This window comes from Agrobacterium vitis (assembly GCF_013337045.2).
Taxonomy (GTDB): Bacteria; Pseudomonadota; Alphaproteobacteria; order Rhizobiales; family Rhizobiaceae; genus Allorhizobium; species Allorhizobium vitis_B.
On sequence record NZ_CP118260.1, the window covers coordinates 627,983 to 654,384 of the forward strand.

Here is a 26,402-nt window from a genome sequence, read left to right on the forward strand (position 1 = left end):
CTAGTTTTTTCAGGTGGTCTCGACAGGGCCATGCAAGACATTTTGATCAGGAGTTTCAGATGCTATTTCCCGAGGTGAAGAAAAAAGGGTCTGCCGAGGTCCTGGCGACATTGCGGCAGCTGGATCTGGCCATGGGCGATCCGTGGGATACGGCAGCACCGGCCTCCTTCGCGCAGATCATGGCCGATGATGAAGCAGAGCGGTTTCCCGCTCGTCCCTATGATGCGCTGGTGGGCGAAAGCATCAGCCAGTGGCTGGTGCCGGAAGGCGCTGGCGGCATGATGTTTTCCTATCCGGAATCCCTGCAAATGTACCGGGCCATTGCCCGCCGTGATATGACGCTGGCAACCATCGCCATCCTGCCCTTCATCGGCTATCTGGCAATTGTCACCTGCGGCACGGAAGAGCAGATCCGCGAATATGGCCGCTTCGTCGCCTCTGGTGGCTCGATTTCCTGGGGGTTGAGCGAAGGCCGCCATGGCAGCGACCTTCTGACCAACGAGACAACGGCGATCAAGGATGGTGAGTTCTACCGCGTCAATGGCGAAAAATGGCCGATTGGTTTTGCCGACCGTGCTGGTGCGATGATCGTCCATGCCCGCACCGACGAGGCGATTTCGCCGGTTTCTCACACCATGCTGATCGTCGATCGTAGTCATCTTGAGCGCAAGAATTACCGGGTTCTGCCCAATGAGCGTCTTTATGGCGTGCGCGGCCTGCCGCTGGGCGGGGTGCGCTACGAAGATGCCAAGGTGCCGGTTGGTCAGGTGCTTGGCCGCGAAGGCGCGGGGTTGGAAGTGTCGCTGAAAAGCCAGCAATCCCTGCGGCTTGGCGTGGCCGCCATGTGCCTCGGCGCCGTCGATACCGGCTTGCGGCTGGCCTATGGCTTTGCTGCCAATCGAAGCCTCTATGGCAACCAGAAGGTGATCGAATTGCCGGTCAGCCGTCGCCAGATCGCCGATGCCTATACCGATCTGATGATTTCGGAAATCATGGTCGCTTCCGCCACCCGGCTGGTGCATTGCCTGCCCCGCCAGCTTTTCCTCTATTCCTCGATTTCCAAATATCTGGTGCCGAAGCGGCTGGAGCAATCGCTGCAAAGCCTGGCAACCGTGATCGGCGCGCGCTTCTACATGCGCGATGGCTTCGGCCACGGCGTCTTCCAGAAATTGCTGCGCGATATCGGCATGACCGGCTTTGTCGATGGCAATAGCTATGTGAATATGCGCGTCGTTGGCAGCCAGATGGAACTGGCACTTGGCAAGGCGCTGGCCGCTCGTGAACAGCCGTTCGATGCAGCGCGCCGGGCATTGCTGGATGATATCTACGATATCCGCCGTCCGATTGGGCCGCCGCGTTGGAGCAAGCTCGGCCTCTCCGGCAATGGCGATGATATCAGTCTGGCGGGCCTTCCCGATGCACTGCGTGAGTTGAAGCCGCTGGTGTCAGAGAGCGAATATGCGCTGGCAGTGAGCGTGATGGATGAGGTCGTCAAGCTGGATCAGGCCCGGCGCGAGGCTCAGGCGAGACTCGGTCGTGGATTTTCCAACAGCGCCAATTTCTATGCATTGACGGACCGCTATTGCAGCCTGAATGCCGCCGCCTGCTGCATCCAGTTTGCCGTGGCCAATGCCGGTGGCATGCCTGCTTCTCTACCGGATGGATCGGGCTGGCTTGGCTATTGCCTGAAGCGGATCATGCACTGGATGTACCCGACCGAGTTCCTGCCGGAGCCGGAAGACGTGTCCGGCCTGATCGAGGTGATCGGTGATCTCTACCAGTCCAACCGGGCGTTCTCGGTCTTCCCCTTCGAATATGCGGGAAGCCGTGAAAGCATGGAACAGGGCGGCAAGCTGCTGACCAATAGCTGATACGCGAAGACATTGACGAAGGCTGCGTATGCGGCCTTCGTCATGCCATCAGGCAAAAACGATCCGGGGGAAATAAAAGCTCACCACCCAGTTCGGCATATCGACCACTTCGCTGATTCTGAGATCGCCGCAGACCGAGCAAAGCATATAGGCATCGACCGGTGCCATGCCATGCTCGGCGGCCAGAAGATCGACCATCCGCATCACCGCCTCGCGGGCGCCGGTCATCAGGTCAGGCCCAATGCCTGTCGTTACCTCATAGCCCGCGCCGTCCAGGTGCCGGGTGACGGGTTCGGTGACGGTGAAGCGCGGGCTTTGCAGGGCCATGCCCTTCACCAGATCCAGTGTCAGTTCCACATCCATCCGGCTTTCGATGGCGGTGCCGCACACTTCGCCATCGCCTTGCGCAGCATGGGTGTCACCGACCGAAAACAATCCGCCCTCGACCTCAACCGGCAAATAAAGCGTCACGCCCGCCGCGAGATCGCGGATATCGAGATTGCCGCCAACTCGGCGCGGTGGCACGACCGAATGCGGACCGGGATCGGCTGGCGCAAGCCCGATGGTTCCGGCGAAGGGTTTTAGCGGCACTTTGCCGCCTGGGCCGTATAGGGCAGGGGCCATGGACACCGCATCATAGTGCCAGATATGCAGGGCCGGGTCCTTGAACTGATCGGCCAGCAGGCCAAAGCCCGGAATATTGGCGGTCCAGCCGAGACCGGAGGGATGAAACTTGCGGATGGAGACCTTGACCACATCGCCGGGCATGGCGCCCTCGATATAAACCGGGCCGGAAACCGGGTTGATCCCGGCAAAATCCAGGGTCGCAAGGCTCGCAGGCGTTGCATCGGCGCTGAGCTGGCCGCCGGAGGCATCCATGCATTCAAACAGGATTGTTTCGCCTGGTTTTGCGACCAGCGCCGGTTTGAAATCCCTGTCCCAGCCGAAGTGATGCTGGGCGCGGTGGATGGTGTGGGTGCAGGCGATGCACATGGCGGGCTCCCTTTTCTTCAATCCAGCGGAAAATGACAGGCGACCTTGCGCTCTGCCGAGGCAGGCGTCAGCGGTGGCCGCAGGTCGCGGCAGATATCCTTTGCATAAGGACAGCGGGTGGAAAACTTGCAGCCGCCGGGCGGATTGAGCGGGCTTGGAATCTCGCCCGTCAGCAGGATGCGTTCGCGCTTGTCACGCTTATGCGGCTGCGGAATGGCCGACAGCAGCGCCTGCGTGTAGGGATGGCTGGGATTGGCATAGAGCGCATCCGTGTCGCCGATCTCGACGATGGAGCCGAGATACATCACCGCCACCCGCGTTGAGACCTGCCGCACCACGGCCAGATCATGTGCAATGAACACATAGGTGAGGTCGAGTTTTTCGCGCAACTCACTGAACAGGTTGACGATCTGCGCCTGCACCGACACATCGAGCGCCGACACCGGCTCGTCGGCGACAATCATCTTCGGCTCGACCGCCAAGGCCCGGGCAATGCCGATCCGCTGGCGCTGGCCGCCGGAAAATTCATGCGGATAGCGGTCCAGATATTCACGCCGGAGCCCGACGAGATCCATCAGCTCGGCCAACCGGTCCTCGATAGCGCCACCCTCGCGGATCTTATGGACCTTCAGCACTTCGCTCAGCACATCGCGCACCTTGCGGCGCGGATTGAGCGAGGCGGAGGGGTCCTGGAAGATCATCTGCATCTTGCGCCGCACCGATTTCAGCGCCTTGCCGTCCACCTTGGTAATGTCTTGTCCGTCAAAGGTCAGCGATCCACCGCTGACATCATAGAGCCGTGTCAGGCAGCGTCCGAGCGTCGATTTGCCGGAGCCGGATTCGCCGACAAGCCCCAGGGTCTCTGTGGGATAAACGTCGAGGCTGATGCCTTCGACGGCGCGCAGCAGTTTGCCGGAGCCGGGACGCATGGTCTTGCCGACAGTGAAACTCTTGGTGAGATCCTGTGTCGAGAGCAGGGGCGTGGTGTGAGATGTCTCGCTCATGCCAGGGTCTCCAGTGGCAGGATGTCTTGGCGAAAGGCTTCACGTTCCGGCCCGTCCAGCACGCAGAGTGCCGATTGCTCTCCCATGCGCCGCAACGGCGGATGTGCCGCGCAGCCCTCCCGCGCAAACATACATCGCGGTGCAAATCCACAGCCCTCCGTCAGGCTGTCTGGCGTGGGTGGCATGCCGGGAATGGATTTCAGCCGCTTCAGGCGTGGTCCGGTCAAAGGCGGGATCGAGGCCATCAGGCCCCAGCTATAGGGATGCATCGGTGTCGAGAAGATCTGGTCGGTGGTGCCGCGTTCAACAATGCGGCCCGCATACATCACCGCCACCCGGTCGGCGACTTCGGCGACCACGCCCATGTCATGGGTGATGAGAATGATCGCCGAGCCGAAATCCTTGCGCAAGCGGATCAACAGGTCGAGAACCTGTGCCTGGACGGTCACATCCAGCGCCGTTGTCGGCTCATCGGCCACCAGCAGCGCCGGGCTACAGGACAGCGCCATGGCGATGACGACGCGCTGGCGCATGCCGCCGGACAGTTGATGCGGATAGCGGTCTACGGCCTCGCCCGGATTGGACAGGCCGACTTCGCCCAACAGTTCAATGGCCCGCAGCCTTGCCGCCCGTGCCGAGATCGGCTCATGGGCGCGGATCTGTTCGGCGATCTGCCAGCCCACTGATTTCACCGGGTTCAGCGCCGTCATCGGGTCCTGGGAAATCAGGCCGATCTGCTTGCCGCGAATGCGCCGCATCTGGCTTGCCGACATCTCCAGAATGCGCTGGCCGCGAAAGGTGACAGTGCCGTCCACCCGCGTGGTCTTGCGGTCATGCAGGCCGAGCAGCGACAAGAGGGTCACTGATTTGCCGGAGCCGGATTCACCGACGACAGACAGGATTTCACCTTCGCGCACGCTAAAGGACACATCGCGCACGGCCCGCACATAGCCGCGATCGGTGGCGAAGGAGACGCTGAGGCCGTTGACATCAAGCAACAGGGGTTTTTCGGTCTGGGTCATTTTCAGCTTCCCCGCACGCGCGGATCGATCAGCACATAGACGACATCAACCAGGGCATTGGCGATGACGACGAAGAAGGAGGCGTAGATGACAGTGCCGAGGATCATCGGCAGGTCGAGATTGAGCAGGGCCTGATAGGTCAGGCGTCCGACGCCGTTCAGCCCGAACACCACTTCCGTCAGCAGCGCCGAGCCGCCGACCAGCGCACCAAAATCCAGCCCGAACATGGTGACGAATGGAATGAGTGAGGTGCGCAGCGCATGGTGCAGCATGACCCGCGATGGGCTGAGGCCCTTGGCGCGGGCGGTGCGGATGAAATCCTCCTGATAGGATTCGACCAGCGTTGCCCGCAGCACCCGGCCATAGATGCCGATATAAAGGGCGGCCAGTGTACACCATGGGATAATCAGTGTCTTGAACCAGCCTGCAGGGTCGCTGAAAAACGGCTTGTAGCCAAGCGATGGCACCCAGGAGAAGAAGATCGTGTCGTGGAAGCGGTGCTGGGAAATGAGGTTCATCACCTCGCCCAGCCAGTAGACCGGCATGGAAACCCCGATCAGCGCCAGCACCATCAATCCGCGATCCAGTGCCGTATCGCGGGCCATGGCGGCAATGACGCCGACCGCGATGCCGCCGATCACCCAGAGCACAGCGGCGCCGAACACCAGCGACAGGGTGACGGGGGCAGCAGCCGTCACTTGCGGCACGACTTTCATGCCGCGATTGACGAAGGAGGCGAGATCTTGGGTAATGAACAGCCGTTTCATCATGATGCCATATTGCACCGGCAGCGGCCGGTCGAAGCCGAATTCCTTGCGGATCGCCTGCACGGTTTCCGGCGAGGCATTACGTCCGGCAATACGGGCGGCAGGATCGGCGCCGGGCGTGGCGAAAAAGATCAGGAACACCAGCGCCGAAATGCCAAACAGCACGAAGATCATCTGGGCGAAACGTTGAATGAGGGCATAAATCATCGGGTGGCTCCTCAAATCACTTTTGTGCGCGGGTCGAGCGCATCGCGCACGCTGTCACCCAGCACGTTGAGCGCCAGCACGCAGAGCACGATGGCAACGCCCGGCGCCAGGGCCACCAGCGGACGGGTGTAAAGCAGGCCCTGGCCATCCTGGATGATCGTGCCCCAGCTGGCATCCGGGGCCTGTACGCCGATGGAGAGGAAGGACAGCGAGGATTCGGTGATGATGTTCAGCGCCATCATCAGCGGAATGAAGACGATCAGTGTTGTCGAGACATTCGGCAAGATGTCCTTGATCAGGATACGCCATTTGGGAATGCCAAGGCCGATGGCGGCCAGCACGAATTCGCTGTTTTTGAGCGAGAGTACCCGACCGCGCACCGGACGCGCCACGTAAGGCACGTAGATAATGCCGATAATGCCGATGGGCAGCAGCAGGCTGCTGGAATTGATCTCGATAGGGCCGATGGTAATGCCCTGCGAAATCAGCACGATGGACAGCGAAATGGCCAGAAGATAGACCGGGAATGCCCAGAGAATGTCGAGAATGCGCGAGAGCACCATATCGGTGACACCGCCAAAGAAGCCAGCCGAAATCCCGACGATTGCGGCCAGCACCAGACAGATCAAGGTTGATGATGCGGATATCAGCAGCGAATTGCGTCCGCCATAGAGCAGGCGGGCAGCAACATCGCGGCCCTGGCTGTCGGCCCCAAGCAAGTATGGGCCTTTGAGGGTCGGCCCGATGGGGGTAACGCCGAGGCCAAGGCCTTCAGTCGACGCCTGCATGACCTTCACCCGCTGACCGTCGATTGTCACCCTGCCGCTGAGGTTGGAGCGGAACGGGTCGGTACCCGATACCATCGAGGCATAGAGCGGGGCGGCGAGGCTGGAGGCGATGATGACCAGCAGCACGAAAGCCGCCGCGATGGCCGATTTATCCCTTCGAAGCAACCGCCAGGCGCGGTGCCACGGGCTGGCGCCACCCGCTTTTCTGGGGGGCTGCGGTTCAGGCTCTCGATTGGATTGGGCAGGGCTGGCCATGCCTTCCGACACATAGTTCATCTGCGCTTCTCTTCAAGCTCGGTCATGGGGGGCGATGGAGAGGGGGAACGCCCCCTCCCCAACCCTCCCCACAAAGGGGGAGGGGTATGTTGAATGTGCCGCCGATCTCGTCATCCCGCATGACTGTTTGTTTGATATATCAGTGGGATGTCGCTGATGTTTACGGTCTCCCTCCCCTTTGTGGGGAGGGTGGGGAGGGGCTTTTCACGCGCCGCCCCTGATGTGTCGGCTCATTTCACCCAGGATTGCGAGATCACCCAGCGGTTCTGCTTGTTGAACAGGTAATTGCCGAGCCGCGCCGAAGTGAAGTTGACGCTCTTTGGCGTGAACAGCGGTGCAAGCGGTGCCTGTTCCATGAAGGCTTTGTCGATTTTGGCCCAATTGGCGTCAGCTGCTTTGGGGTCCTTGATGGACAATGCCATCGTGTCCTGCATCTGCTTGTCCAGTTCCTTGTTGCAGTAACCGGCGATGTTGATGGAGGAATCGCTGCCCGGATGGATGCTGTCGCAAGACAGCAGAACGTTGATGAAGTCCGAGGCTGCCGGATAATCCATGTACCACTGCGTGACACTGATCTGGACGTTGTTATTCGTATTCTGGATATAGGTGAACTCGATATTCGGCGAGATCGCCTTCAGCGAGGCGTCATAACCCAGCTCGTTCAACAGGCTCTGCACATAGGTGCCAATGCCGCGACCAACGGCATTATCCTCGGCAATGATCGTTACCTTCTGGCCAGCGGTGCCGCTTTCCTTGATCAGTGCCTTGGCCTTGTCCATATCAGGCTCGCTCCAGCTTTCGCCGGGGTTCTTGGTGTAAAGGCAGTTGGGAGCATAGCCGGGGAAGTCAGGCGGGAGGATTTGGCAGGTCGGGGAGGCCAGCGCATCGCCGCCGAACAGGCCGACCAATGCGTCGCGGTCCAGTGCATAGTTTACCGCCTGGCGCACCTTGATATTGTTGAATGGCGCCAGATTGGTGTTCATCGGCAGGTACCAGAAGGCAGCTAGCGGATCGATATGCATCTGCTTGGCATATTTCGAGCCCAGTTCCGGCAGGCGATCGGCGGGCGGCGTGTCGAACATCCAGTCGACCTGGCCGTTCTGGATGGCGTTGATCGTGGCTTCCTCGGTCATGCCGAACTGGTAGACGATTTCTTCGGCGTAGCCATCGGGCTGCGCATCGACGCTCCATTCCTTGAAATGCGGATTGCGCTTCAACACCATTTTTTCATTGGGGTTGTAGCTGGCAATCATATAGGGGCCGGTGGCGGGAAGCGGCGTGGTGCCAGCGTCCTTGGCGGGCGTGTCGGCGGGCAGGATGCTGGCATGCGGCACGGCCATCTTGTCGAAGAATTCCGAATCCGCCTGGGTCAAGTGAATGGTCACGGTGCCCGCCGCGTCATCGGCAATCACGCCGCCTTCAAGCGTGCAGTTTGCTGCATCGGCAATGCATTTGTCGGCCCCGACGATGCCGTTGTAAAAGCTGCCGGTGGTTGGACCATTGACCTTGAAGATACGCTGGAAAGAGGCGGCCACATCCGACGGCTTCAATTCCTGGCCGGTCGAGAACATGATGCCCTTGCGGATCTTGAACACATAGGTCTTGCCATCGTCCTGCGGCTCGGGAATGGCCTCTGCCACATCAGGCACGATCTTGAAGCCCTCGGTGCCAGCGGCCTGCTTGAACTTGACCAAGCCGTCATTGGTCATCTGAAGTACCTGCCAATATTGACCGGTATAGTTGATGGCGGGGTCGATGGTACCGGCTGCGGAAACGGCGGCCAACGTCATCGTGCCACCGCGATGCTGGGCCATCAGCGCCGCCCGGTCCTGCGCATAGGAGATACCGGAAAGTGCTGTCTGGGCGAGAAGGCAGGTTGCGAGAAATGTGCCTGCCTTGCAGGACAAGGCTTTGGTCGATCTGGTCATGGAGTTCATTCCCTCTGGTTCTTATTGGGTCGGTTGATTGTGGCGGCTCTTGTCGGGGCCGTTATCAGGGAGCTTTCTGGTCGAGGAAGGCGCTGACTTCCGCCATGCAGGCGTCGCGCTCTTCCACATGCGGCATGTGGCTGGACTGTTCGAAAATCCGCCAGCGCACATCGGGGATCTCATCGGCGAAGGGCTGCACGCAGGCTTCGGTCGCCTCATCGAACCGACCGGAAATCAGCAGGGTCGGGACAGCGATGGTCGAGAGCCTGCCCTCGATTGTCCAGTCCTTCATGGTGCCGATGACATGGAATTCATTGGGGCCGTTCATGGTGTGATAAACGGTCGGATCGGCGGCAATCGCATCAAAGGTGCGCTGCACTTCTGCTGGCATCGGCACGACGCGGCAGACATGGCGCTGGTTGAAGACATCGGTTGCCTTCATATAGTCGTCGCTGTCGGTGGTTTCCGCCTGTTCGTGGGCCAGCAATGTCGCCTGCACATCAGCGGGCAGCGCTTCACGCAGCCGGTTTGCTTCTGAGACCCAGGTGCGCAGCGAGGCTGGCGAATTGGCGATCACCAGGGCTTTCAGCCCTTCGGGCTGGTCCACGGCAAATTCCGCGCCGAGCATGCCACCCCAGGATTGGCCGAGCAGGCAATAGGCGCCGCGAATGCCGAGATGGTCGATCAGGTTGTGCAGTTCCGCCTTGAAGAACGCCACCGTCCAGAAGTCGCCGCCCTTATCGGGCAGATGGGTGGATTTGCCATTGCCGACCTGGTCGTAATGTACGACGGCGCGGCCCGTTGCGGCAATGTCCTTGAAACTGTCGACATAGTCATGGGTGCAGCCGGGACCGCCATGAGCCACGATCAATGGCGGCTTGCCGGAGGTGATATCGCCGGTGATCCGATACCAGGTCTGATACTCGCCGTAGGGGGCGAAACCTTCAATAGTCGACACGCAAAAACTCCTTATGGACTGCAATTCTGTTTCAGTTGGATTTCGGGATGGGAAACTCGCCGATATGCCGGTCATTGCGGCAGATGGCCTCGGCGGCATCCTCGATTGTCATGCCCCAGTCCATCGCCACCATGCGCAATCTGCGCCAGGCCTCGGCCTCGGTGCAGGCGCCCTGCCGCAGCAATTCCAGCACGGCATGCACCACGACCGGTCGCTGCCGGACCCGGTTTTCCAGGCTGCGGATGTCATCGGCCTGGCTGCGGGCTGCCTGATAGGCATGGGCGGCGATCAACAAGGCGCTATAGGCACCGGTGGAGCCGACCGGTTTTAGGAGATGGGCATTGGAGCCTTGCGACAGCGCCCACTCGATCCGCCCAGGGGTTTCCGAGCCGATCAGTGCGATCATCGGCATCGGCGCAAATCCGGCTGGCCAGGGAAACTGACCGTCATGACCCATATCGGCATCGAAAAACACGATGTCGGCCCCGGCATGGCTCTCGTCCAGTTGCGGCCAGGCAATCGTCACCCGGATATGCAGGAGTTCGAGCTGGCGTTGCAGCGCATCGACGGAAGGATGCGGGCGATGCAGGATGATCGCATGCCAATTGGCAAGCAGGGGACGTTCGGGCCGCTTCATTTGATCACCTTCAGCGATGGTGACGTCTGGGGTTTAGGGGCGGGTGGAGTGTCTTCCATTCGCTTTGGTTGGCTGCGCACCAGATAGGGATCAGCCTCAATGGGTGCCGCTGCACTCTGAAACAGCGTGAAGGAACCATCCTGGTCCGAAAGTGCGATATGCGGACGAAGCGCGGCGTGCTGGGTGCGGGGGTCGATTTTCAATGGCCCAAGCGGGGTGCGAAATAGCCGGTTCGTGGCGGCATGGCGCACGGCCTCCGGCATGTCGCTGCCCACATCGGCAATGGCCTGCGCCAGAACCATCACAGCGGTATAGGCAGAAACGAAAGGCGTGGTCAGGCGGCGGTCCTGACCGTGACGCCGTGCGATTCCTGCCTTGAACTCCTGATTTTCCGCGCTCTCCAGTCCCTGGAAATAGACAGAGGTGGTGATATGGCCAATCCGGGCGGATGGCTCCAGAACGGCGAGATCCGTTTCGCAGAGATTGCAGGCGGTGACAGGACAGTGTTCCGGGGCAAAATCTGGGTCTTCGCGCCGCAGGGCGTCATAGGCGGCTAGAAAGGCGGCTGCCGATTGGCCGACGAGATTGCTCAGGATGAAATCGGGTCGTTTCTGGCGAATTTCGGCAATCAGGTGATCGACCTGGGTCGAGCCGAGCGGCATATAACGGTCCGCGACGACCTGGCCGCCGCTGGCCTCGGTGAGTTCCCGGGCGATCCGGCTGACTTCCCACCCCCAGATATAATTGGACCCGACAATGAAAGGCCGCCGCCCGAACCGTGGCAGGATATGCGCAAACAACGGCAGAAGGTGCTGGTTGGGACAGGCACCCAGATAAAGCGCGCTGTCGCTGGCCTCATAGCCTTCATAAGGAAAGGCATACCAGAGCAGGGCGCCGGAGCGTTCGACCACCGGCAGGATTTCCTTGCGGCTCCAGGAGGTGATGGCGCCGATGATATGTTTGCAGCCATCATCGCGGGTGGCCGCTTCCGCCATCAATCCATAGCGCTCGGCATTGCCGCCGGGATCGGCCAGTTTCGCCTCGATTTGAACAGCAAATGCCGTATCGGCATTGATCTGCGCAATGGCCGCCATCGCCCCATCCACGGCTTCCCGGCCAAGTGCCGCATAAGGCCCGGTGGTCGAGAACAGGATCGAAATCGGAACGGTCATCCTTGTCATGCAGTCTCTCTGGTCTTGCGGTCTTTCCTAGGGGAGAAATCGCGCATAAAAAAAGCCCCGGCCCGTCCGTGAAGACGAGTAGCGGGGCGTGTTTGCCTGCGGCATCAAAGCCATGTGCTTGACGGCAAGGACGATAAACTTTGTCCTGTCGCCAGTTTATCCCTAAATCCGTATGGGATTGTCGGAAGTTCACTTGCAGGCTATGCCCAGGTTAAAATATAGTCAACAGGAATTTTCGCCCATTTAATAGGCTTTAATGGTTGCGCGCTTGTATCTTCTGCAACGAGTACGCTTAACGGGAGCGATAGAGCCGATATGGGAAAATCACCACCCCAGGCAGGACTTGGAAGGCGTGGAGACATCTGGCGATTCTGCTGGGGCGGGGATGGACGGGCATGCACATAAAAGCGCTGATCTATTTCGATGAACTGGTGCGAACCAGATCGATGCGGGCGGCTGCCGAGCGTCTGAACGTGCAGCCGACCGCCTTTGCCCGACAGATCGACCAGCTGGAGCATTATTTCGGTACGGTGCTGATCGAGCGGTCGAGCCGGGGCATCCAGTTGACGGCGGCGGGGGAGTTGCTGGCGGCAAGAGCGGGCAAGACATTGCGCGAGTTGAACCATGTTCACCAGTTGATCGACGATCTCCAGGGCTTGAAGCGCGGCCATGTCACTATCCACGCAAACGGTGCGACGGTGGCCAATCTGCTGGCACCTACACTGGCCGATTTCAGTCTGGTCTATCCCAATATTCGGTTTTCGGTGACCATTTCCAGCGCCGGTCAGGCGATGGAGGCCTTGTCGAGCGCCAAGGCGGACATGGCCGTTACCCTGTTTTCAGAGCCTGATCCGGGTATAAGGGTGCGGGCACGGGCGCAAATCATTTATGATGTCATCGCTGCCAGCCACCATCCGGCCGCGCGCCTGGTGGAAATGACCGTCACCGAGCTTGCCCGCTTTCCACTGGCGGTGCCGGATGGGTCCTTTGGTGCGCGCCGCGCCTTCGATGCTTGGTTTTCCAAGGCCGGTCTGGAGCTTGATCCGGTCTTCGTGACCGGCTCGCTGGAAATGCAGCGTGAACTGGTGTTGCGCGGTGCAGCCCTGACGCTGCTGCCAGCCCAGACGGTGGCGCGTGAGCGCCGGTCCGGCGAGCTGGTGGTTATCCCGATTGCCGGTGGGGCGGGTATCCGCACACCCATCGATCTGTGCGTCGCCGGTGACCGGCAATTGTCGTTTGCTGCTTCCAAGCTGGTGGATGCGGTTGAGCGGTTCATGCGCGAGCAGATGGGGAAATGAAGAATTGCGTGTAGCGTTTTGCGCTCCACGCAGAACACAAAAAACCGCATTGTGTGGTTGCTTGCGAAATGACAATATTTTCGGCAATGACGCCACCCGTGGTAAACACGGAAAAACGAGCGTTCACGAAGGGGAATTTGACGATGGTTCATGCACGCTTTTTCAAGCCGGGCACTTTGCGTTGCATCGCGTTGATGACGCTGGCGGCGACGACAGTGTCGCTTGTCGGCCCCGGCCTGGCGACGGCGGCCCAGAGGACGCTGACACTCGGCATGAATATCGAGCCGACCGGGCTTGATCCGACGGTGGCAGCCCCTGTGGCAATCGGCCAGGTGACCTGGCAGAATATTTTCGAAGGGCTGGTTGCTATCGACCGTGACGGCAAGATCGTCCCGCAACTGGCGAAAAGCTGGGAGATCTCCCCCGACGGTCTCACCTATACGTTCAAGCTCCAGGAGGGCGTGACCTTCCACGATGGCGAGGCATTCGATTCCTCCGTGGCGAAATTCACGCTCGACCGGGCGCGTGGCCCGGACTCGACCAATGGACAGAAACGGTTTTTCAGTGCCATCGACAGCATCGAGACGCCAGATAAGGCAACGCTGGTCTTGAAGCTGAAGGAACCGGCGGGCTCGCTGCTCTACTGGCTGGGCTGGCCCGCCTCCGTGATGGTTGCCCCGAAAACTGCTGCTGACGACAAGACCAATCCCATCGGCACCGGCCCATTCAAATTCGTCAGCTGGGCCAAGGGCGACCGGGTGGAGCTTGCCGCCAACCCTGATTACTGGAACAAGCAGGTGAAGCTTGGCCTCGACAAGGTGGTGTTCCGCTTCATTCCCGATGCCCAGGCCCAGGCGGCGGCTCTGAAATCCGGCGGCGTCGATGCCTTTCCAGAGTTCAGCGCGCCGGAACTGATGGACAGTTTCAAGGACGACGCCAAGCTTGCGACTGTTATCGGCAATACCGAGTTGAAGGTCGTGGCGGGCATGAACAACACCCGCAAGCCGTTCAACGACAAGCGCGTGCGCCAGGCGCTGATGATGGCGATTGATCGTTCGACGCTGGTGGAAGGCGCGTGGTCCGGCTACGGCACTGTGATCGGCAGCCATTATACGCCGAACGATCCGGGCTATATCGATACAACCAAGGTCCTGCCCTATAACCCGGAAAAGGCTAAGGCGCTTCTGGAGGAAGCTGGCTATCCGAATGGGTTCAGCTTCACCATCAAGACCCCGCAAATGACCTATGCGCCGCGCAGCGCCGAAATCATGCAGGCCATGCTGGCCGAAATCGGCGTGACGATGACGATAGAACCCACAGAGTTTCCCGGAAAATGGGTCTCGGATGTGTTCAAGGGTACGGATTACGACATGACCATTGTTGCTCATGCCGAGCCTGTTGATATCGATATCTATGCCCGCGACCCCTATTATTTCAACTATAAGAACCCGGTCTTCAACGAGACGATCAAGAAAATCCAGGCCACATCCGATCCGGCGGCCCAGGCCACGCTTTACGGTCAGGCGCAGCAGATTCTTGCCGAGGATGTGCCAGCGCTCTACCTGTTCGTGATGCCGAAGCTTGGTGTGTGGAACAAGAAGATCAAGGGCTTGTGGGAGAACGAACCGATCCCCGCCAATGTTCTGACGGATGTGCATTGGGAGGATTGATCCTGATCGGCGATGACCTGAAACGGTCATCGCCCTCCCGATGTGAAGGCACATTGGCCTGATACAAGTGCACGTGGGATTGACTGCTTCGTCCTTGCACGGAGCCGGTCCCCAAAAATCCGTGCGGAAGGAAAACCAGAGATGCTTGCCCTTATTCTCAGGCGGCTGGGCGGCCTTGTCCTGACACTGGCTGCCGTGTCCATCCTGATTTTTATCCTGATGGATGTGCTGCCCGGCGATCCCGCCGCCGTCATGCTCGGCACCTCGGCAAGCCCCGATACGCTGGCGGCGCTGCGCCATGAGCTTGGCCTCGATCAACCGCTGGCGATCCGCTATCTGCACTGGTTGGCAGGCGCCCTGACAGGGGATTTGGGTCAGTCCTATACCTATGGCGTGCCGGTGGCTGGCCTGATCGGCGAGCGCCTGACCGTCACGCTGCCTTTGGCGGTGATGGCGATCCTTCTGTCCATGGCAATCGCCATCCCGATGGGTGTCGCTTCGGCCTCCCGCCGCAATAGCGGTTTCGATTATACGGCTGGCTTTCTGTCGCAACTGTTCATCGCCGTTCCGGGCTTCTGGGTCGGCCTGTTGCTGGTGCTTGGCTTTTCCATCGGTCTTGGCTGGATGCCGGCTGGAGGCTTTGCCGGATGGCAGGCAGGGTTTGGCCCGGCACTGCTGTCGCTGACCCTGCCAGCCGTCGCACTGGCGCTGCCACAGGCAGGCGTATTGACCCGAGTCACCCGCTCGGCGGTGCTTGACGTGATGAACGAGGATTTCGTCCGCACCGCCCGCGCCAAGGGCCTGACACGGCGGGCGGCTTTGTGGCGTCATGCGGTACCGAATGCGCTGGTGCCGGTCATGACCATTCTTGGCCTGCAATTCACCTTCCTGATCGCCGGGGCCATCCTGATTGAAAATGTCTTCAACCTGCCGGGGCTGGGGCGGCTTGCCTATCAGGCGCTGAACCAGCGCGACATCATCGTCATGCAGGATGTCGTCCTGTTCTTCGCAGGCCTGGTCATCATCATGAATTTCCTTGTCGATCTCTCTTATCTCGTGCTGGACCCAAGATTGCGGGGCAGGGGCAAATGACCACGACCGTGACAACCTCAAAACCGTCTACCAGACGGCTCACCCGTCTCTTTCTTCGCCCGACATTGCTGATCGGCGGGCTGATTATCATCCTGCTGGTGGCGATTGCCCTTCTGTCGCTGGTCTGGACACCGCTGCCGCCGACCCGCATGCAGATCGTCTACAAGCTGAAGCCGCCGCTGGTGCATGGCTTGCTGGGAACCGACCAGCTTGGCCGCGACCTGACCTCCATGCTGATGGTCGGCGCCTGGAACTCCCTGTCGACCGCCTTGGCGGCGGTGGTGCTTGGGGCGGGCGTCGGCACGCTGTTCGGCGTTACGGTTGCGGCGCGGCGCGGCATGGTCGAGGCGCTGACCATGCGGATCAATGATGTGATCTTCGCCATTCCGCCGATCCTGTCGGCCATGATGCTCGGCGCTCTGCTCGGCACGGGGCGGTTTACCGCCATTATCGCCATCGCGGTGTTCATGGTGCCGGTTTTTGCCCGCGTCACCGCCAGCGCGGCCCTTCAGGTCTGGTCGCGGGATTATGTGCTGGCGGCACGCGCCGCAGGCAAGGGTCAGGTGTTGATCACCGTCGAACATGTTCTTCCCAATATTGCCAGCCAGATCATCGTGCAGGTTGCCATCCAGCTTGGCCTGGCCATTCTGACCGAGGCGGGCTTGAGCTTTCTGGGGCTCGGCATGCCGCCACCAGCCCCCACCTGGGGGCGGATGCTGGCTGATTCCCAGACCTATCTGGCTGCCGCGCCCTGGCTTGCCATCCTGCCAGGCCTCGCCATCGCGCTCACCGTGCTTGGCTTCAATATGCTGGGCGATGGACTGCGCGATCTTCTCGACCCGCGTGAAAAGGGGCGCTCATGAGCGAACAACCGTTGCTCTCCATCCGCGATCTGTCCATTTCGGTGGATCTCCCCGATGGCCGTTCCACACCCATTATCGATGACCTGAGTTTTGATCTGCGGGCTGGAGAAACGCTTGGTATTGTCGGTGAAAGTGGCTCTGGAAAATCACTGGCATCGCTGGCGGTCATCGGACTTTTGCCCCGCGTTGCGCGCCCGACTGGCCAGATCCTGCTGGACGGAGAGGACTTGTTGAGCGCTAGCGAAGACCGGCTGTGCAAGATCCGTGGCAACCGGATCGGCATGATCTTCCAGGAGCCGTTGACAGCGCTTAATCCGGCGATGACCGTTGGCGACCAGATTGCCGAAGGCCTGGTCTGGCATCGCGGTCTCAGCTGGCGGCAGGCGCGCCGCGAGGCGGTGGAGCTTCTCGATCAGGTCCGTATTCCCGATGCCAAGCGGCGGGCCGTGACCTACCCGCATGAAATGTCCGGCGGCCAGCGCCAGCGGGTCGGCATCGCCATCGCGCTGGCCTTGAAACCGGCACTGATGATCGCCGACGAGCCGACCACGGCGCTCGATGTGACGGTTCAGGCCGAAGTGCTGGATATTCTCGATGATCTCGTGCGCGAATACCGGATGGCGCTGATCCTCGTCAGCCACGATCTCGGCGTCATCGCCCGCATGTGCGACCGAACCCTGGTTCTCTATGCCGGAAGGCGGATGGAGGAAGGCCCGACCCGCGATGTTCTGACCTCTCCGCTCAATCCCTATACGCGCGGCCTGCTATCCGCGGTGCCTAAGCGGGTGCCTGGAAAGGACGGCGAGCAAGGCAGGCTTGCCACCATTCCCGGCACGGTTCCAGGGTTTGCACAGCTGCCGGAAGGCTGCTGTTTTTCCGACCGTTGTCCTGATGTGATGACGGAATGTCGTCTCACTGCGCCGGGCTGGTCGAGGCATGGGGAGGATCGCGGCGTGCGCTGTCTGCGCGCTGAGCAAGGGGAGATCCGCGGATGACCGACACCAGCCTTCTCGATATCCGCATGCTTGCCCGCGACTATACCAGCCGTCCGCTGTTCGGGAAGCCGCATAACAGCCGGGCGCTGGACGAGGTTTCGCTGACGATTGGGCGCGGTGAGATCTATGGCATTGTCGGCGAAAGCGGCTGCGGCAAATCCACCCTAGCCCGGCTGGTGATGGCGCTTGATCGTCCGACATCAGGCCATGTCCTGTTTGATGGCGACGATCTGTTTTCGCTGTCGCCAGAAGCGCTGAAGCGTAAGCGGCAGGCCTTCCAGATGGTGTTTCAGGACCCGTTCGGCTCGCTTGATCCACGCCAGACCATCGGGCGGATCATCGCCGAACCCTTGCATGTGCTGACGCCAAAACCTGGCAAGATAGCAATCCGCGACAAAGTCGCCGCCATGCTGGAAAGCGTCGGCTTGCAGGCAGGTCATGCACAACGCTATCCGCATGAGTTTTCCGGCGGCCAGCGCCAGCGCATCGCCATTGCCCGCGCCTTGATCACCGAACCAAAACTTGTGGTGGCCGATGAGGCGGTCTCGGCGCTCGATCTCTCTGTCCAGGGGCAGGTTCTCAACCTATTGACGGATCTGCGCCGCATACGCGGCGTCAGCTTTCTGTTCATCACCCATAATCTGGCGGTGGTGGATTGTATCGCTGATCGGGTCGGGGTGATGTATCGCGGCAGGCTGGTGGAGCAGGGACCGGCCCATGCGGTTTTCGAGCAGCCCCTGCATCCCTATACGAAAATTCTGGCTGATGCCGAGCCAAGCGTTCACCGTTTCGGCAGGCCGCAAAAGCCTGCCCCTCTGCCTGATATCAGCGGCGATCCCGATATCGGCTGCGCGTTCCGTGCGCGCTGTCCGCTGGCGCAGACACGTTGCACCATTGAGCCGCCAGTGCTGCGGGAGATCATGCCCGGACGTGAGGCGGCCTGCCATCGTGCCGAGGTGATGGCAGGGACCGATAGCTTCATCCGATAAAGACCAAAGATAGAGAAAGCCAGGAATGACCGATCTTGTTGATTTGACCATCCGGGAGCTGATTGCCGGTTTCAGCGCCAAGACGTTGTCGCCGGAAGACTATTGGAACGCCGTCGAGGCCCGGATCGATGCTTTCGAGCCGTCTGTTCAGGCGCTTTACCTCTATGATCCCCAAAGCGCCCGCGCCCAGGCCCGCGCCTCGACGGATCGCTGGCAGCGCGGCGCGTCGCTTGGCCCGCTCGACGGCATTCCTGTCTCACTGAAGGAGCTGATTGCCACCAAAGGCCAGCCGGTGCCGCTCGGCACGGCCGCTGTCGATCTCGTACCGGCTGCGGCAGACGCGCCGATTGCGGCCCGGATGCGCGAGGATGGGGCGGTGATTTTCGCCAAGACCACGTGCCCGGATTACGGCATGCTGTCTTCCGGCCTGTCGAGTTTTCATCCGCTCAGCCGCAATCCCTGGGATCTGAGCCAAAATCCTGGTGGCTCCAGCGCCGGTGCGGCAGCGGCGGGGGCTGCCGGGTTCGGCCCGCTGCATATCGGCACGGATATTGGCGGCTCGGTGCGCCTGCCCGCCGGATGGACCGGGCTGTTCGGCTTTAAGCCCAGCCATGGTCGCATCCCGGTCGATCCCTATTATGTCGGGCGTTGCGCCGGGCCAATGACCCGCTGTGTCGATGATGCCGCCTATTCGATGATGACCTTGGCCCGCCCGGACTGGCGCGACGGCACCAGCCTGCCTCCTGAGGCGATCAACTGGCTGGACGAGGATATCGATATCAGCGGCATGAAAATCGGTGTCATGTTGGACGCTGGCTGCGGTCTTGCAGCTGAACCAGAGGTGCGCGAGGCAATTATCGCTGCCGCCAGGCGCTTCGAGGCGGCAGGGGCCGAGGTTTTCGAGGTAGGCCCGGTGATGAACCGCGCCATGCTGGATGGGCTGGATGTGTTCTGGCGGGCAAAATTCTGGGGCGATATTGCCGCGCTCAGCACGGAAAAGCGACAGATGATCCTGCCCTACATCTATGAATGGGCCGAGGGTGGTGCCAATGTCAGCGGTGTCGATGCGGTTAAGGGCTTTGGCCAGACCATCGAGATGCGCAAGACCTGCGGCGCGCTGTTTACCCGCGTCGATGCGGTTCTGTCGCCGGTCAATCCGGTCGTTTCCTACCCGGCAGAGTGGGCCTCGCCGACCAATGATCCGCAAAAGCCATTCGAGCATATCGGCTTCACCGTGCCGTGGAACATGTCGGAACAGCCTGCGGCATCGATCAATTGCGGCTTTTCAAACAGCGGCATGCCGATTGGCTTGCAGATTGTCGGTCCGCGATTTGCCGATCTGACCGTGCTGAAACTGTCGAAACTGTTTGAAAGCTGGACCGGGCGGATCAGCACTTGGCCGCAGCCGCCACGGTCTTGAGGGGCTTATACAAAGGTTCATTGAAAGTGACTCTTTGTGTTCTTCACAATACACGACGCAAACGTTTTCATGTGCCGCTTACCCCCCTCTGTCCTGCCGGACATCTCCCCCTCACGGGGGGAGATCGGATAGACTTTTCCGCCCAACTTATCGACTACCGTCGTGATCTCCGACATTTTGAACGCTAAATGTGAAGCGAAACGCTCGCTCCGAGTCGATCTCCCTCCTTGAGGGGGAGATGCCTGGCAAGGCAGAGGGGGGTAAGCGGCAGATAAAAACCTTTGCATTGTGTACTGTGCATATTTTCAATGTCTTCAAGTCGGGGATGCGTCAGCATCTTCGAGACTTGGTATTATTGAGGCTCAAAGGCTGGCAATATACGCCCGCCAGCCACCCAAATGCGTAATATCCTCCGCACCTTCGACCGCTGAAGGCTCGACGAGAAAGCCCTTGGCGCTCGAACCGTCATCGAGGAATACCGTGCCGATACACATCGGCGAAGGGATCATGTTGACGAACTGGCCGAAGCCTGCGGGTGTGAGCTGCCAGATTTCCACGGCAATCGCGGCACCTTGCTCGACCCGGACGAGGCCGGGCTTGGGCGGTGTCTGGTTGGGCAGGGCAAACAGTTTGTAGCTGGCCGATGTTGTTCCAGCCCGTAGGAACCTGGCGTTGAGGCTGGTCAGTTGGTGATTGAGCGGCATGCCGGACAGATGTGCGCCGACGACGATGACAGGGATCAAACCCTCGGCCTTTTCTACGGGCATTTTAAGTGCTTGCGGCAGCGGCCATCCGGTGGCGCCGACGGTGGTGCAAAGGCGGTTGTGCAAGGCAGAACCCAGCGCTGCGGTCAGGCCATCGGCCCCGAAGGGTGCCAGCAGCGTGACGCTGGATGGCAGTCCATCGCCGCGTGTGCCGGTCGGCACGGCAATGCCGCACATGTCCAGAAGATTGACGAAATTGGTATAGGTGCCGAGGCGTGAATTGGCCTTGATTGGCTCTTCTTGCAGATCGGCCAGTGTGTAATGGGTTGGGGCTGTCGGCACGCAGATCACATCGACGGAGGCGATCACCGGCGTCAACTGCTGCTTCAGCGCTTGCAGCCGGTACATGCCGGAAAACGCATCGGCGGCAGTCAGGGTTTTGGCGGCGCTGTAGATCTTGTGCGTGACCGGATGGAAGCTTTCGGGCTTTGCATCGAAAAATTCTTTGACTGCCGCATAGCGCTCGGCCACCCAGGCGCCTTCATAAAGCAGGTTTGCAACCTCAAAGAAGCCGGAAAACGGCAGGTCTACAAGCGTGTGACCCATGGCCGATAATTCTGTCAGCGCATTATCGAAACTCGCGTCCATAAGGCTATCGCCGAAGAATTCGCGGTCGGCCTTGGCGGGAACGCCAATGCGCAGGACTGGTGCGGAGGCCAACGCATGGCCGGTCGGCATGGAGCGGGAATAAGCGTCCGTTGCGTCGGGTTTCGCGGCGACGGTGAAGACCTTATGAGCATCTTCCACCGTCAGCGCGAAGATCGATACGCAATCGAGGGTGCGGCAGGCGGGGATGACGCCAGTGGCAGACAGCGCCCCGACCGAGGGCTTCAACCCGACAATATTGTTCAAACCCGCCGGAATGCGGCCAGAGCCTGCGGTATCGGTGCCGAGCGCGAAGCTGACAATGCCCTGCGCCGTCGCCACCGCCGAACCGGAACTGGAGCCGCCCGGCACCAGTTTGGGGTCGATTGCGTTGCGGGGAATGGCATGCGGCGTGCGCACGCCGACCAGGCCGGTGGCGAACTGGTCGAGATTGGTCTTGCCGATCACCAGGGCGCCCGCGTCTTTCAACAGGCGCACCACAGTCGCATCGGTTTCGGGCGTATAGGCATAGTCCGGGCAGGCGGCGGTGGTCGGCAGGCCCGCGGCATCGATATTGTCCTTGACGGCAAAAGGAATGCCCCAGAGCGGCTTTGTCTCCGGTGAAAAAGCGCCGAGCGCCTGCGCCTGATCCAGCAGCTCCGCCTTGTCGGAAAGCTTAAGGAAAATGCCGGGATCATTGATGGTGGCGATGCGCGAAAATACCTCTTCGATCATTGCCTGTAGCGTCCAGCCAGAGGCATAGGCGGCGTGAAGCGATGCAATATCAAAAGCTTGAGAAAATGCCATGGATCAATTTTCCAATAGTGTTACGGGGCGATCCCATTGGATCAGGACGGTGCAGCCATCAATGCTCCACACAGAATGTTCAGTGCCTGCCGCATTGACGATATAGGAGCCGGCGCCATAGGTGCCGGTCTCGTCCGACTGACTGCCTTCCAGCACCAGAATGGTTTCCAGCCCTTCGTGGCGGTGGCGGGGAACCGAGGCTCCGGCCTGATAGGCCAGAAGGGCGACGCCGGGCTGGTCGCCCTCAACGCGGCGTATCCAGTGAATGGTCACACCCTCGCGGAAGGGCTCATAGGGCAGGCTTTTCCAGCCCCCGGCCAGCATATTGTCACGGGTCGTTTCAGCCATGGGCAAGCGCCTCCAGAAAGGGGTCGAGATGGGCAGTCCAGCCGACAATGCCGCCTTGGGCGCGGATCATCTCCAGGGTTGATTGTTTGAAGGCCGGGAAATAGCTGGCGGTGGCTTCTTCAATCAGCAGGCAGTCATAGCCCCGGTCATTGGCTTCGCGCATCGTGGTCTGCACGCAGACCTCGGTGGTGACACCGGCAAAGATCAGCTGGGTAATGCCGCGCGCTGTAAGCTCTTCGCCGAGACTGGTTGCATAGAACGCACCCTTGCCGGGCTTTTCGATCACCAACTCACCGTCAACAGGCGCAAGTTCTGGCAGAATTCCGGTGCCGTATTCTCCTGCAATCAGGATGCGGCCCATCGGTCCCTCATCACCTATCCGCAGAGTGGGATTGCCGCGATTGCGCTTGGCATCCGGTAGGTCGGAGAGATCGGGCCTGTGGCATTCCATCGTGTGGATTACGGTAAGGCCGTGGGCGCGGGCCGCCTCCAGCAGGTGTTTGACATCCGGCACGATGGCGCTGACGAGGCTGACATCATTGCCAAGCGTCTCGCCAAAGCCGCCCGGTTCGGTGAAATCGCGCTGCATGTCGATGATGACAAGCGCCGCCTGGTCCAGTTTCAACGGGAAGGCAAAGGGTTGGGCCTTGATATCCACCATCATGCATGTCCTGCCATATGGGCGCCGATCACGGCAATGTCGGCGCCGCGCGCCGGGGTCTCGTACACCAGCCTGCCATCCGACATCACGACAATGCGGTCAGACATTTCCATCAACTCGTCCAGATCCTCGGAAAACAGCAGCACGGCACTGCCATTGTTGCGCGCCTTCATGATCCGGGCGCGGATTTCAGCGACGGCGGAGAAATCCAGACCAAAACATGGGTTGGAGACAACCAGCAGATCGACATCGCCGGTCAGCTCTCGCGCCAGCACGGCGCGCTGCACATTGCCACCCGACAGCGAGGCAATCGGCGAGGCTGGAGAGGCGGTCTTGACCTTGAAATCGGCAATCAACCGCCCGGCTGTCTCGCGCATCGCCTTGGCATTCAGCCAGAACCGGGTCTTTCCCCTGGCATCCACATCAAAATCGCGAAAACTCAGGTTCTCAGCCACCGACATTCTGGGCGCACAGGCATTCAGCAGCGGTTCTTCCGGGATAAAGCGAACATTGGCGGCCCGCGTTTCCTGACGGGTGGTCGTATAGGGCCGGTCCTTGACGGTGATGTCGCCCGCCTCAGCGGGTCGTTGCCCGGCCAGCACTTCGGCCAATTCCTTTTGGCCATTGCCGGAAATGCCGGCAATCCCGACGATTTCGCCAGCTCTGACGTTGAGATCATCAACCTCGATGCTTTTCAAGCCGCTGCGGTCACGGGTTTTCATCCCCCGGATCGCCAGGATGGAGGGGCTGGCGTCTGCGACCGGCAAGCGGCTGTCGAGTTCTGCCAGTTTGACATCGCCGATCATCATGGCCGCCATGTCCTGCGTCGTCAGGTCGGCTGTGCGGCCTGAGCCGACCAGCTTGCCCCGCCGCAGCACAGACACCGCATCCGCGAATTTGCGCACCTCATGGAATTTGTGGGAAATCATCAGCACGGTCAGCGCACCACGCTCGGTCATGCCCCGGACCAGACCCAGCATGTCGTCGGCCTCGGCGGGCGTCAGCACCGATGTCGGCTCGTCAAGGATCAGGAACCGGCGTCCGAGATAGAGCTGTTTGATGATTTCCAGCTTCTGCTTTTCACCCGCCGACAATTCCCGCACCGGGCGCTCCAGTGGGATCTGGAAGGGCATGGTCGCCATGAAATCTTTGAGCGCCTGGCGCTCTCGCCGCCAGTTGATCATCGCAGGCACGGCATTGCGGCTGATGACCAGGTTTTCCGCGCCGGTCAGCGATGGCACCAGTGTGAAATGCTGGTAGACCATGCCAAGTCCCAGGGCTGCCGCATCGCGGGGCGAGGCGATCTCCACCTCCCGGTCCTCGACCAGCAATTGGCCCGAGGTCTGGCGGTAAAAGCCCATGATGCATTTGACCAGGGTTGATTTGCCCGCGCCGTTTTCGCCTAGCAAGGCGTGAAACGAACCGGCCTGCACCTTGATGGAGACGGCATCCAGGGCGGTGAAGCTGCCGAACCGCATGGTCATGGCGGCGGTCTCGATGCTGATGGCGCTTGCGCTGGGCTTCATATCACGTCCTCCCGCTCGACAATAATTGCCACCGGCCCGCCGCCGGGCGGTCCCTGATGTTCGGCTCCACCAGACACATACAGGTCCGTTTCCCCAAACACGCCAGCCAGCACGCCGCCGACAAAGGCGCGGGCGTGGCGGGTGCCGGAAATGTCGCTATCCTCAAGCATGGTGTGGCGCTTGCCCCGCACTGTTCCACGCGGATCGGGTTCGGCCTTGGCCAGCACGGCACTCAGTTTTCCAAGCGGCATGTCGGACCAGGCGGCCCGCACGCTCGGCGCATCCATGGCGTCGAACATCACCGTATGGGTCATGGCAAATGGCCCGCTCCAGTGATCGCTCATGCCGAGAACGATGATTTCGTGATCGGTCAATTCCACGCCCGCCGAGGTGGAGGCACGTGCAGAATAAAGGTCGAGCGTGCGGCAGATGTCGGTGTCCTTGATATCGTCCATGTCAAGCTCGCCCAGCGCCACGGCGACGCCAAGCGCCGAGGCGCCACGTGAATAACCCATGGATTTCAGCGTCTCGGCAATAACCGTGCGTTTGCCACGCGCCTGCGCTTGCGCCACCCGCGCCGAGGTCAGCAGCGGGCATTTGATCTGCACGAAATGCACGTCCGCCGGATTGTCTATCCCGGCATCAACTATTGCGGCACGCACGCCCTGGGCGACCAGATCCACCTGTTCCTTGCGGCCCAGATGTTCCGGCAGGAGCGAGGCGGTGCGGGCAACGCCGATGGCGAGTGAGCGGTTGGGCGCTGCCTCCACCCGTTCACGGGCAAAAATCGTCCAATGGGGCGACAGCGCCCCTTCGGTGCCGCCGGACATGACGATGGAAACGCCTGTCACACCAAGGCGGGCAAACAGCTGTTCGAATGTGGCTGTCGCAAAGCCACGGGTGAAATCGTTGACGCAGCCATTACCCTCGGTCTTGCCCAGCACCGCGACGATGCTGTGCGGATCGAGGCCGCTGGCAATCAGCGCTTCGACGCCGGATATGTCATCCGGGGCTGAGGCGGCAACGCGGTAAACCGAGGCGCGGAAACATGTGGTCACGGCAGGGCCTCGATCAGGTCTTTCGAATTGGAGACCGCGCCGAACACGCCGCCCTGCATTTTCACCATCTTGATGGCCGCGAGGTGATTGCCGTAATCAGTCGCGCCGCAGCAATCTTCCAGCAGCAGGCATTCAAAGCCCCGGTCATTGGCCTCGCGCATGGTGGTGTGCACGCAGACATCGGTGGTGATGCCGGTCAGGATGATATTCTGGATGCGCTTCTGGTTGAGGATCAGTTCAAGATCCGTGGCGCAGAAAGAGCCCTTGCCGGGCTTGTCGATAATGGTCTCGCCATCCAGCGGAGCCAGTTCCTCGATAATGTTCCAGCCCGGCTCGCCGCGCACCAGAATGCGACCGCAGGGGCCTGGATCGCCGATCCCGGACTTGATCCGCTGCGAGCGCCAGCGCTTGTTGGCGGGCAGGTCGGCGAGGTCAGGGCGATGGCCTTCGCGTGTGTGGATGATGTGGTAGCCTTTGGCGCGCATGGCAGCCAGAACCGCTTTGATCGGCTCAATTGGTGCGCGCACCAGCGACAGATCATAGCCCATGTGATCGACATAACCGCCGGGGCCGCAGAAATCGGTCTGCATGTCGATGATGATGAGCGCGGTGTTATCAGGCCGCCAATCGCCATTATAGGGCCAGGGATAGGGATCGGCAGCGAGCGTGTGAAGTTTTGTCTCTGTGGACATAT

Annotated in this window: 23 protein-coding genes; 8 read left to right on the plus strand and 15 right to left on the minus strand. The window is 60.7% G+C overall.

Going from position 1 to position 26,402, the window contains the following annotated elements; all coding sequences use genetic code 11:
• The first annotated feature begins 59 nt into the window (after window positions 1-59).
• Window positions 60-1,871, plus strand: a complete 1,812-nt coding sequence (locus tag G6L01_RS20540) for an acyl-CoA dehydrogenase family protein (protein ID WP_070165433.1) — start codon at window positions 60-62, stop codon at window positions 1,869-1,871.
• Window positions 1,872-1,919: 48 nt separating this feature from the next.
• Here G6L01_RS20540 and G6L01_RS20545 read toward each other — a convergent pair whose 3' ends face one another.
• The 9 genes from G6L01_RS20545 to G6L01_RS20585 all read right to left on the minus strand — a co-directional run bounded on the left by G6L01_RS20545 (window position 1,920) and on the right by G6L01_RS20585 (window position 11,632).
• Window positions 1,920-2,864, minus strand: coding sequence for an acetamidase/formamidase family protein (locus G6L01_RS20545; protein WP_070165434.1), 945 nt, complete (start codon window positions 2,862-2,864; stop codon window positions 1,920-1,922).
• Window positions 2,865-2,881: 17 nt separating this feature from the next.
• Window positions 2,882-3,868, minus strand: coding sequence for an ABC transporter ATP-binding protein (locus tag G6L01_RS20550; RefSeq protein WP_070165435.1), 987 nt, complete (start codon window positions 3,866-3,868; stop codon window positions 2,882-2,884).
• Window positions 3,865-4,890, minus strand: coding sequence for an ABC transporter ATP-binding protein (locus tag G6L01_RS20555; RefSeq protein WP_070165436.1), 1,026 nt, complete (start codon window positions 4,888-4,890; stop codon window positions 3,865-3,867). Before G6L01_RS20555 ends, G6L01_RS20550 begins: the two co-directional genes overlap by 4 nt.
• A 2-nt stretch (window positions 4,891-4,892) precedes the next feature.
• On the minus strand, window positions 4,893-5,864 hold the full coding sequence (locus G6L01_RS20560) for an ABC transporter permease (protein WP_070165437.1): 972 nt from the start codon (window positions 5,862-5,864) through the stop codon (window positions 4,893-4,895).
• A gap of 11 nt (window positions 5,865-5,875) precedes the next feature.
• The gene (locus tag G6L01_RS20565) at window positions 5,876-6,907 is read right to left on the minus strand and encodes an ABC transporter permease (RefSeq protein WP_420359837.1); all 1,032 of its coding nucleotides are present in this window, start codon (window positions 6,905-6,907) and stop codon (window positions 5,876-5,878) included.
• A 251-nt stretch (window positions 6,908-7,158) separates the two neighbouring features.
• Window positions 7,159-8,856, minus strand: coding sequence for an ABC transporter substrate-binding protein (locus G6L01_RS20570; protein ID WP_071205802.1), 1,698 nt, complete (start codon window positions 8,854-8,856; stop codon window positions 7,159-7,161).
• Window positions 8,857-8,920: 64 nt separating this feature from the next.
• Window positions 8,921-9,814 (minus strand): proline iminopeptidase-family hydrolase, encoded by an 894-nt coding sequence (locus G6L01_RS20575; protein WP_070165439.1) that lies wholly within the window; start codon window positions 9,812-9,814, stop codon window positions 8,921-8,923.
• A 31-nt stretch (window positions 9,815-9,845) separates the two neighbouring features.
• The gene (locus G6L01_RS20580) at window positions 9,846-10,451 is read right to left on the minus strand and encodes an ANTAR domain-containing response regulator (RefSeq protein ID WP_070165440.1); all 606 of its coding nucleotides are present in this window, start codon (window positions 10,449-10,451) and stop codon (window positions 9,846-9,848) included.
• The gene (locus G6L01_RS20585; protein ID WP_070165441.1) at window positions 10,448-11,632 is read right to left on the minus strand and encodes a transporter substrate-binding protein; all 1,185 of its coding nucleotides are present in this window, start codon (window positions 11,630-11,632) and stop codon (window positions 10,448-10,450) included. The genes G6L01_RS20580 and G6L01_RS20585 overlap by 4 nt, the downstream gene beginning before the upstream one ends.
• Window positions 11,633-12,027: 395 nt before the next feature.
• On the opposite strand from G6L01_RS20585, the gene G6L01_RS20590 reads away from it, so the two are divergent.
• The 7 genes from G6L01_RS20590 (at window position 12,028) to G6L01_RS20620 (ending at window position 19,959) form a co-directional block, all read left to right on the plus strand.
• Window positions 12,028-12,930 (plus strand): LysR family transcriptional regulator, encoded by a 903-nt coding sequence (locus tag G6L01_RS20590; RefSeq protein WP_070165442.1) that lies wholly within the window; start codon window positions 12,028-12,030, stop codon window positions 12,928-12,930.
• A 194-nt stretch (window positions 12,931-13,124) separates the two neighbouring features.
• The gene (locus G6L01_RS20595) at window positions 13,125-14,600 is read left to right on the plus strand and encodes an ABC transporter substrate-binding protein (RefSeq protein ID WP_070165724.1); all 1,476 of its coding nucleotides are present in this window, start codon (window positions 13,125-13,127) and stop codon (window positions 14,598-14,600) included.
• Window positions 14,601-14,741: 141 nt separating this feature from the next.
• Entirely contained in the window at window positions 14,742-15,692 is a 951-nt protein-coding gene (locus G6L01_RS20600) for an ABC transporter permease (RefSeq protein WP_071207124.1), read from the plus strand.
• Complete coding sequence (locus tag G6L01_RS20605) at window positions 15,689-16,555, plus strand: ABC transporter permease (RefSeq protein WP_070165444.1); 867 nt, start codon at window positions 15,689-15,691, stop codon at window positions 16,553-16,555. Before G6L01_RS20600 ends, G6L01_RS20605 begins: the two co-directional genes overlap by 4 nt.
• The gene (locus G6L01_RS20610) at window positions 16,552-17,550 is read left to right on the plus strand and encodes an ABC transporter ATP-binding protein (protein ID WP_070165445.1); all 999 of its coding nucleotides are present in this window, start codon (window positions 16,552-16,554) and stop codon (window positions 17,548-17,550) included. Before G6L01_RS20605 ends, G6L01_RS20610 begins: the two co-directional genes overlap by 4 nt.
• Window positions 17,547-18,539, plus strand: a complete 993-nt coding sequence (locus tag G6L01_RS20615) for an ABC transporter ATP-binding protein (RefSeq protein WP_070165446.1) — start codon at window positions 17,547-17,549, stop codon at window positions 18,537-18,539. Before G6L01_RS20610 ends, G6L01_RS20615 begins: the two co-directional genes overlap by 4 nt.
• A gap of 25 nt (window positions 18,540-18,564) precedes the next feature.
• Entirely contained in the window at window positions 18,565-19,959 is a 1,395-nt protein-coding gene (locus G6L01_RS20620; RefSeq protein WP_070165447.1) for an amidase, read from the plus strand.
• A gap of 362 nt (window positions 19,960-20,321) precedes the next feature.
• On the opposite strand, the gene atzF is transcribed toward G6L01_RS20620, so the two are convergent.
• From atzF to biuH, 6 genes are read right to left on the minus strand one after another with little or no spacing between them, the layout of a single operon-like run.
• Window positions 20,322-22,115 (minus strand): allophanate hydrolase, encoded by a 1,794-nt coding sequence (gene atzF, locus G6L01_RS20625; RefSeq protein WP_070165448.1) that lies wholly within the window; start codon window positions 22,113-22,115, stop codon window positions 20,322-20,324.
• A gap of 3 nt (window positions 22,116-22,118) precedes the next feature.
• Complete coding sequence (locus G6L01_RS20630; protein ID WP_070165449.1) at window positions 22,119-22,463, minus strand: cupin domain-containing protein; 345 nt, start codon at window positions 22,461-22,463, stop codon at window positions 22,119-22,121.
• Entirely contained in the window at window positions 22,456-23,124 is a 669-nt protein-coding gene (locus G6L01_RS20635; RefSeq protein ID WP_070165726.1) for a cysteine hydrolase family protein, read from the minus strand. The genes G6L01_RS20630 and G6L01_RS20635 overlap by 8 nt, the downstream gene beginning before the upstream one ends.
• Window positions 23,124-24,650, minus strand: a complete 1,527-nt coding sequence (locus tag G6L01_RS20640) for an ABC transporter ATP-binding protein (RefSeq protein ID WP_070165450.1) — start codon at window positions 24,648-24,650, stop codon at window positions 23,124-23,126. The genes G6L01_RS20635 and G6L01_RS20640 overlap by 1 nt, the downstream gene beginning before the upstream one ends.
• Window positions 24,647-25,708, minus strand: a complete 1,062-nt coding sequence (atzD, locus tag G6L01_RS20645; protein ID WP_071205739.1) for a cyanuric acid amidohydrolase — start codon at window positions 25,706-25,708, stop codon at window positions 24,647-24,649. The genes G6L01_RS20640 and atzD overlap by 4 nt, the downstream gene beginning before the upstream one ends.
• Window positions 25,705-26,400 carry a biuret amidohydrolase gene (biuH, locus tag G6L01_RS20650; protein WP_139190118.1) on the minus strand — a complete coding sequence of 232 codons (696 nt, stop codon included), beginning with the start codon at window positions 26,398-26,400 and terminating at the stop codon, window positions 25,705-25,707. The genes atzD and biuH overlap by 4 nt, the downstream gene beginning before the upstream one ends.
• Between the last annotated feature and the right edge of the window lie 2 nt (window positions 26,401-26,402).